This window comes from Streptomyces calvus (assembly GCF_006782915.1).
Classification (GTDB): Bacteria; Actinomycetota; Actinomycetes; order Streptomycetales; family Streptomycetaceae; genus Streptomyces; species Streptomyces calvus.
Map to the genome: position 1 here is coordinate 69,457 of NZ_VCNP01000029.1, position 6,812 is coordinate 76,268.

At 72.0% G+C, this 6,812-nt stretch carries 7 protein-coding genes; 5 read left to right on the forward strand and 2 right to left on the reverse strand.

Going from position 1 to position 6,812, the window contains the following annotated elements:
- Positions 1 to 36: 36 nt before the first annotated feature.
- Positions 37 to 906, reverse strand: coding sequence for a biotin--[acetyl-CoA-carboxylase] ligase (locus FGW31_RS12530; protein WP_142193494.1), 870 nt, complete (start codon positions 904 to 906; stop codon positions 37 to 39).
- A gap of 110 nt (positions 907 to 1,016) precedes the next feature.
- Between FGW31_RS12530 and FGW31_RS12535 the strand changes: the two genes are divergently transcribed.
- The 4 genes from FGW31_RS12535 (at position 1,017) to FGW31_RS12545 (ending at position 3,828) form a co-directional block, all read left to right on the forward strand.
- Positions 1,017 to 2,606, forward strand: coding sequence for an acyl-CoA carboxylase subunit beta (locus FGW31_RS12535; RefSeq protein WP_142193495.1), 1,590 nt, complete (start codon positions 1,017 to 1,019; stop codon positions 2,604 to 2,606).
- A 78-nt stretch (positions 2,607 to 2,684) separates the two neighbouring features.
- Entirely contained in the window at positions 2,685 to 2,891 is a 207-nt protein-coding gene (locus FGW31_RS12540) for an acyl-CoA carboxylase subunit epsilon (protein ID WP_142193496.1), read from the forward strand.
- Between the two features lie 149 nt (positions 2,892 to 3,040).
- The gene (mmpB, locus tag FGW31_RS35945) at positions 3,041 to 3,169 is read left to right on the forward strand and encodes a morphogenic membrane protein MmpB (protein WP_259396629.1); all 129 of its coding nucleotides are present in this window, start codon (positions 3,041 to 3,043) and stop codon (positions 3,167 to 3,169) included.
- A 38-nt stretch (positions 3,170 to 3,207) separates the two neighbouring features.
- Entirely contained in the window at positions 3,208 to 3,828 is a 621-nt protein-coding gene (locus FGW31_RS12545) for a Maf family protein (protein ID WP_142193497.1), read from the forward strand.
- Here FGW31_RS12545 and FGW31_RS12550 read toward each other — a convergent pair.
- On the reverse strand, positions 3,797 to 4,270 hold the full coding sequence (locus tag FGW31_RS12550) for a hypothetical protein (protein ID WP_182675321.1): 474 nt from the start codon (positions 4,268 to 4,270) through the stop codon (positions 3,797 to 3,799). The genes FGW31_RS12545 and FGW31_RS12550 overlap by 32 nt on opposite strands.
- Positions 4,271 to 4,649: 379 nt before the next feature.
- Between FGW31_RS12550 and FGW31_RS12555 the strand changes: the two genes are divergently transcribed.
- The gene (locus tag FGW31_RS12555; RefSeq protein ID WP_142193499.1) at positions 4,650 to 6,422 is read left to right on the forward strand and encodes an acetyl/propionyl/methylcrotonyl-CoA carboxylase subunit alpha; all 1,773 of its coding nucleotides are present in this window, start codon (positions 4,650 to 4,652) and stop codon (positions 6,420 to 6,422) included.
- The last annotated feature ends 390 nt before the right edge of the window (positions 6,423 to 6,812 follow it).

Below are 6,812 nucleotides of genomic sequence, written 5' to 3' on the forward strand. Positions count from 1 at the left end.
ACGCCCGCACCCCCGCAACACACCCCCACCACCCCGTCACCCAGCCGGCCGCAGATGCACGATGTCCCCCGCCCCCACCGGCTCCTGCACCCCTTCCCGCGTCGCCAGCACCAGCCGCCCGTCCCCGTCCACCGCGACCGCCTCCCCCACCAGCGCCTTGTCCCCCGGCAGCTCGGCCCGCACCACCCGCCCGAGCGTCGCGCACCCCGCCGCGTACGTCTCCTGCAGCCCGCACGCCCCCGCGTCCCCACCGGCGGCCCGCCACCGCCCGTACCACTCCTCCAGCGCCCGCAGCACCCCTCGCAGCAGCGGATCCCGGTCCGTGCTCACCGCGCCGGCCAACGCCAGCGACCCCGCCGTCGGCACCGGCAGCTCCTCCGCGCGCAGGCTCACGTTCACGCCGACGCCGACCACGACCGCGCCCTCACCTGCGCCCTCCGCGAGGATCCCGCCGGCCTTGCGTTCCTCTCCGCCCACCGTCACCAGCACGTCGTTGGGCCATTTCAGCGCCGTGTCGACGCCGGCCGCCCGGGACAGCCCGGTGGCCACCGCGACGCCCGTCAGCAACGGCAGCCACCCCCACCGGTCCACCGGCACTTCCCGGGGCGTCAGCAGCACCGAGAAGAACAGCCCGGACCGGGCGGGCGCGCTCCACTGCCGGTCGAGCCGCCCCCGCCCGGCGGTCTGCTCCTCGGCGACGAGCACGGCCCCCTCGGCCGCCGCCCCGGAGACGGCCCGCGCCACCAGGTCGGAGTTCGTGGACCCGGTCCGCTGCACCACGTCCACCTGCGACCACAGCGACCCCTGCCGCACCAGCCCCCGCCGCAACGCGTTCACGTTGAGCGGCGGGCGCTCCAGGTCGGACCAGCGGTTCCCGTACGGCTCTGATGCATCTCGCGGCGTCATGCAAGCCACCCTAGGTGTGGGAAACGCCGCACTGCCGAAGCGGAGGCCCCCCACTACGCTACGGATGAGTAACCGTCCCCCCTTTTGAGCAGGCAGGGAGCCGCATCCCGATGTCCGAGCCGGAAGAGCAGCAGCCTGACATCCACACCACCGCGGGCAAGCTCGCGGATCTCCAGCGTCGTATCGAAGAGGCGACGCACGCCGGCTCCGCACGCGCCGTCGAAAAGCAGCACGCCAAGGGCAAGCTGACGGCTCGTGAGCGGATCGATCTTCTGCTCGACGAGGGTTCCTTCGTCGAACTGGACGAGTTCGCCCGGCACCGCTCCACCAACTTCGGCCTCGACGCCAACCGCCCCTACGGTGACGGCGTCGTCACCGGCTACGGCACCGTCGACGGCCGCCCGGTCGCCGTGTTCTCGCAGGACTTCACCGTCTTCGGCGGGGCTCTCGGCGAGGTCTACGGCCAGAAGATCGTCAAGGTCATGGACTTCGCGCTGAAGACCGGCTGCCCGGTCATCGGCATCAACGACTCCGGCGGGGCCCGCATCCAGGAGGGCGTGGCCTCGCTGGGCGCGTACGGCGAGATCTTCCGCCGCAACACCCACGCCTCCGGCGTGATCCCGCAGATCAGCCTGGTCGTCGGCCCCTGCGCGGGCGGCGCGGTCTACTCGCCCGCCATCACCGACTTCACGATCATGGTCGACCAGACGTCCCACATGTTCATCACCGGCCCGGACGTCATCAAGACGGTCACCGGTGAGGACGTCGGCTTCGAGGAGCTCGGCGGCGCCCGCACGCACAACACCGCCTCGGGCGTGGCCCACCACATGGCCGGCGACGAGAAGGACGCCATCGAGTACGTCAAGCAGCTCCTGTCGTACCTGCCCTCCAACAACCTCTCCGAGCCTCCGGTCTTCCCGGAGGAGGCGGACCTGACGGTCACCGACGAGGACCGCGAGCTCGACACGATCGTCCCGGACTCGGCGAACCAGCCGTACGACATGCACACCGTCATCGAGCACGTCCTCGACGACGGCGAGTTCTTCGAGACGCAGCCGCTGTTCGCGCCGAACATCCTCACCGGCTTCGGCCGGGTCGAGGGCCGCCCGGTCGGCATCGTCGCCAACCAGCCGATGCAGTTCGCCGGCTGTCTGGACATCACCGCGTCCGAGAAGGCGGCCCGCTTCGTCCGCACCTGCGACGCCTTCAACGTCCCGGTGATCACCTTCGTCGACGTCCCCGGCTTCCTGCCCGGCGTGGACCAGGAGCACGACGGCATCATCCGCCGCGGCGCCAAGCTGATCTACGCCTACGCCGAGGCGACCGTCCCGCTGATCACCGTCATCACCCGCAAGGCCTTCGGCGGCGCCTACGACGTGATGGGCTCCAAGCACCTGGGCGCCGACCTCAACCTGGCCTGGCCGACGGCCCAGATCGCGGTGATGGGCGCGCAGGGTGCCGTCAACATCCTGCACCGCCGCACCATCGCCGAGTCGGACGATCCCGAGGAGACCCGCGCCCGGCTGATGCGCGAGTACGAGGACACGCTCCTCAACCCGTACGTCGCGGCCGAGCGCGGCTACGTCGACGCCGTGATCATGCCGTCGGACACCCGCCGGCACATCGTCCGGGGCCTGCGTCAGCTGCGCACCAAGCGGGAATCCCTGCCTCCGAAGAAGCACGGCAACATCCCCCTGTAGGACCTGCCACCCGTGCAAGGGGCCGAAGCACCCCGGTGAACCCGTGCAAGGCCCTGAGAGGACCCGTAAGGAGCCGCTGTGATCAAGGTCGTAAGGGGCAACCCGACCCCGGAGGAGCTGGCCGCCGCACTGGCGGTGGTTCGCGCACGCGCCGCGGCGGCGTCCGCCGTGCCGTCCGGCGCGCCCGCTCCCCGTGACGCCTGGTCCGACCCGTCCCGCATCGCCGCCCACCGCCTGCCCCAGCCGGGGCCGGCGTCCTGGAGCCGCACGTACTGGCCGGGCTGACCGCCTCAAGGGGCGCGGGACCGGGCCCGCCGCGCGGCCCCGCGGCCCCGCGGCGCCGCACACCCGCGCCCCGGCCGCCGCACACCCGCGCCCCAAGTTGAGTACCCGTACTCAGGCACCGTGCCCCGGCCCGGCCGCAGGCTGGGGGCATGCTGTGGTCCGACCCCGAGAACGAGCCGCCCGAGGAACTGCGGGACATGCAGGAGAAGCTGCGGCGGCTCGGCGTTCTCGTGGCACTGGCCATGGTGCTCTCGATGCTGGTGATCGGCGTGAGGTGAGAGGTGAGGCATCCGGGCGACGTCGATACGCTGACCGCATGACAGATCAGCCGCGCCGCCGACTCGTGCTCGCCTCCCAGTCCCCCGCCCGGCTCGGACTGCTCCGCCAGGCGGGCCTCGATCCCGAGGTGATCGTCAGCGGGGTCGACGAGGACGCCGTCACCGCTCCCACGCCCGCCGAACTGGCGCTCGCGCTCGCCGAGGCCAAGGCCTCCGTGGTCGCCGCCAAGCCCGAGGTGAAGGGCGCGCTGGTGATCGGCTGCGACTCGGTCCTGGAACTGGACGGCCAGGCCCTCGGCAAGCCCGCGGACGCCGCGGAGGCCACCGCACGCTGGAAGGCCATGCGCGGCCGCGCGGGCACGCTGCAGACCGGCCACTGCGTCTACGACACCGTCAGCGGCCGCTACGCCTCCGCCACCGCCTCCACGGTCGTCCGCTTCGGCGACCCCACCGACGAGGAGGTCGCCGCGTACGTCTCCTCGGGTGAACCCCTCCATGTCGCCGGGGCGTTCACCCTGGACGGCCGTTCGGCCCCGTTCATCGACGGCATCGACGGCGACCACGGCAACGTCATCGGCATCAGCCTGCCCCTGGTCCGCCGGCTGCTGGCCGAGCTGGGCGTGGGCATCACGGAGCTGTGGGCGCCGCGGGAGGCGTGAGCGGGGAGCCGTCGCCGCCGGGGCCGCCCTCGGGCGCGGTGCCGGCGGGCCCGGCCGGCTCGTCGGAGCGGCCGTCGTACGTCACCAGCAGCAGGACGACGAGCCCCAGCACCGCCACCATGAACAGGAACGCGGCCCGGCCGACCAGCCCCCACACGAACGCGCCCAGCAGCCCGTGCACCACCGCGGCGCTGACCAGCAGCACCCGGCCGAGGCCGGCCGGCGCCCGGTCCCGCAGGGCGACGAGCAGGGCCACCAGGCCGCACAGGGCGAAGTAGAGCCCGAAGACGATCCCGCCGATCTTCGAGGACACGGACATCAGGTGCGGGTCGAGGCCGGCCAGCGACATGTCCTGCCGGTCGACGACCGTGCCCAGGAACCAGTTCAGCGCCGCGACGCCGAGCGCCTCCGCGAAGAGCACCAGCGCCAGCACCCAAGCCACCGGTCTGCGCACCACCGGTCCCCACCCACTTCCGAGCACGACTGTGGTTACCCCGAGTATGTTCGGGCCGACGCGAACGCTACTAACGGGTAAACCTGGGGACAAGGGGCCTGCGGACGGCAAAGAATCATTGGGCCATTCGTAGGGACTCCACAAAGAAACGGAGTGGGCCGCAGCACGCTCTCACAGAGACCTTGACCACATGGGGCGGCTAGGGTTTCCCGGAGGAGTCCTGCGTACCCAGGTACGACAAGGGATTTCCCGGGTCGAGCAAGCCTCGTATCACGCTCCGTGTGGGCAAGCTCACCAGAGGGGACGGGTCGAAGTGCCGTGTCGGCAGTCCCTAAACTCGGCTTGTTTCAAGGAGGGAGCCTCAATCGTGCGCAAGGTGCTCATCGCCAACCGTGGCGAAATCGCTGTCCGCGTGGCCCGGGCCTGCCGGGATGCCGGAATCGCGAGCGTTGCCGTTTACGCCGACCCGGACCGGGACGCTCTGCATGTCCGCGCGGCGGATGAGGCGTTCGCTCTGGGCGGTGACACTCCGGCCACCAGTTACCTCGACATGGAGAAGGTGCTGAAGGCCGCGCGTGAGTCGGGCGCCGACGCCGTCCACCCCGGCTACGGCTTCCTCTCCGAGAACGCCGAGTTCGCGCAGGCGGTGCTGGACGCGGGCCTGATCTGGATCGGCCCGCCGCCGCAGGCCATCCGCGACCTCGGCGACAAGGTCGCCGCCCGGCACATCGCCCAGCGCGCCGGTGCGCCACTGGTGGCCGGTACGCCCGACCCGGTGAGCGGTGCCGACGAGGTCGTCGCCTTCGCCAAGGAGCACGGCCTGCCGATCGCCATCAAGGCGGCGTTCGGTGGTGGCGGCCGTGGCCTGAAGGTGGCCCGGACGCTGGAAGAGGTGCCGGAGCTGTACGACTCGGCGGTGCGTGAGGCCGTCGCCGCCTTCGGGCGCGGCGAGTGCTTCGTCGAGCGTTACCTGGACAAGCCTCGGCACGTGGAGACCCAGTGCCTGGCGGACCAGCACGGCAACGTGGTCGTCGTCTCCACCCGTGACTGCTCGCTGCAGCGGCGGCACCAGAAGCTGGTCGAGGAGGCCCCGGCGCCGTTCCTCTCCGAGGCGCAGGTCGCCGAGCTGTACCGGGCGTCGAAGGCCATCCTGAAGGAGGCCGGCTACGTCGGTGCCGGCACCGTCGAGTTCCTCGTCGGCCTGGACGGGACGATCTCCTTCCTGGAGGTCAACACGCGTCTGCAGGTGGAGCACCCGGTGACCGAGGAGGTCGCGGGCATCGACCTGGTGCGGGAGATGTTCCGCATCGCGGACGGCGAGGAGCTGGGGTACGACGACCCGGTGCTCCGGGGTCACTCGTTCGAGTTCCGCATCAACGGTGAGGACCCGGGACGGAACTTCCTGCCCGCGCCGGGCACGGTGACCAGGTTCGACGCGCCGTCGGGGCCGGGTGTGCGGCTGGACGCGGGCGTGGAGTCGGGCAGCGTGATCGGTCCCGCGTGGGACTCGCTGCTGGCGAAGCTGATCGTCACCGGGCGCACCCGCAAGGAGGCCCTGGAGCGGGCGGCGCGTGCGCTGGCGGAGTTCCAGGTCGAGGGGATGGCCACGGCGATCCCGTTCCACCGCGCGGTGGTGAAGGACCCGGCGTTCGCTCCGGAACTCGGCGGGTCGAGCGAGCCGTTCACGGTGCACACGCGGTGGATCGAGACGGAGTTCGTCAACGACATCAAGCCGTTCGCCGCGGCCGTGGACACGGAGGCGGAGGAGGAGGCCGGCCGGGAGACGGTCGTCGTCGAGGTCGGCGGCAAGCGTCTCGAGGTCTCCCTGCCCGTGTCGCTGGGCATGTCGCTGGCCCGTACGGGGCTGGCGGCGGGCGCGAAGCCGAAGCGGCGGGCGGCGAAGAAGTCCGGTCCGGTGGCTTCCGGTGACACGCTGGCCTCGCCGATGCAGGGCACGATCGTGAAGATCGCCGTGGAGGAGGGGCAGGAGGTCAAGGAGGGCGACCTGGTCGTCGTCCTGGAGGCCATGAAGATGGAGCAGCCCATCAACGCGCACCGGTCGGGCACGATCAAGGGGCTGACCGCGGAGGTGGGGGCGTCGATCACCTCCGGCGCGGCGATCTGCGAGATCAAGGACTGACCCGGGACTGACCGGGTGTGAGGCCCTGGGTGTGGCCGCGGCTCCGATGGGGGTTGCCGGCGCGCCTGGGGCCTCTGTGCGTGCACTGCGGCTCCGGCGGGTCGCCTGCGCGTGACCGCGGCTTCGGTGGGTCGCTGTCGCACCTGGGGGCCGGTGGGTCTGGCTGCGGCCCGGGGCGGGTTGCTGTCGCGCCTGAGGACGGTGGGTCCGGCTGCGGCCCGGGGTGGGTCGCTGTCGCGCCTGAGGACGGTGGGTCTGGCTGCGGCCCGGGGCGGGTTGCTGTCGCGCCTGAGGACGGTGGGTCCGGCTGCGGCCCGGGGCGGGTCGCTGTCGCGCCTGAGGACGGTGGGTCCGGCTGCGGCCCGGGGCGGGTCGCTGTCGCGCCTGAGG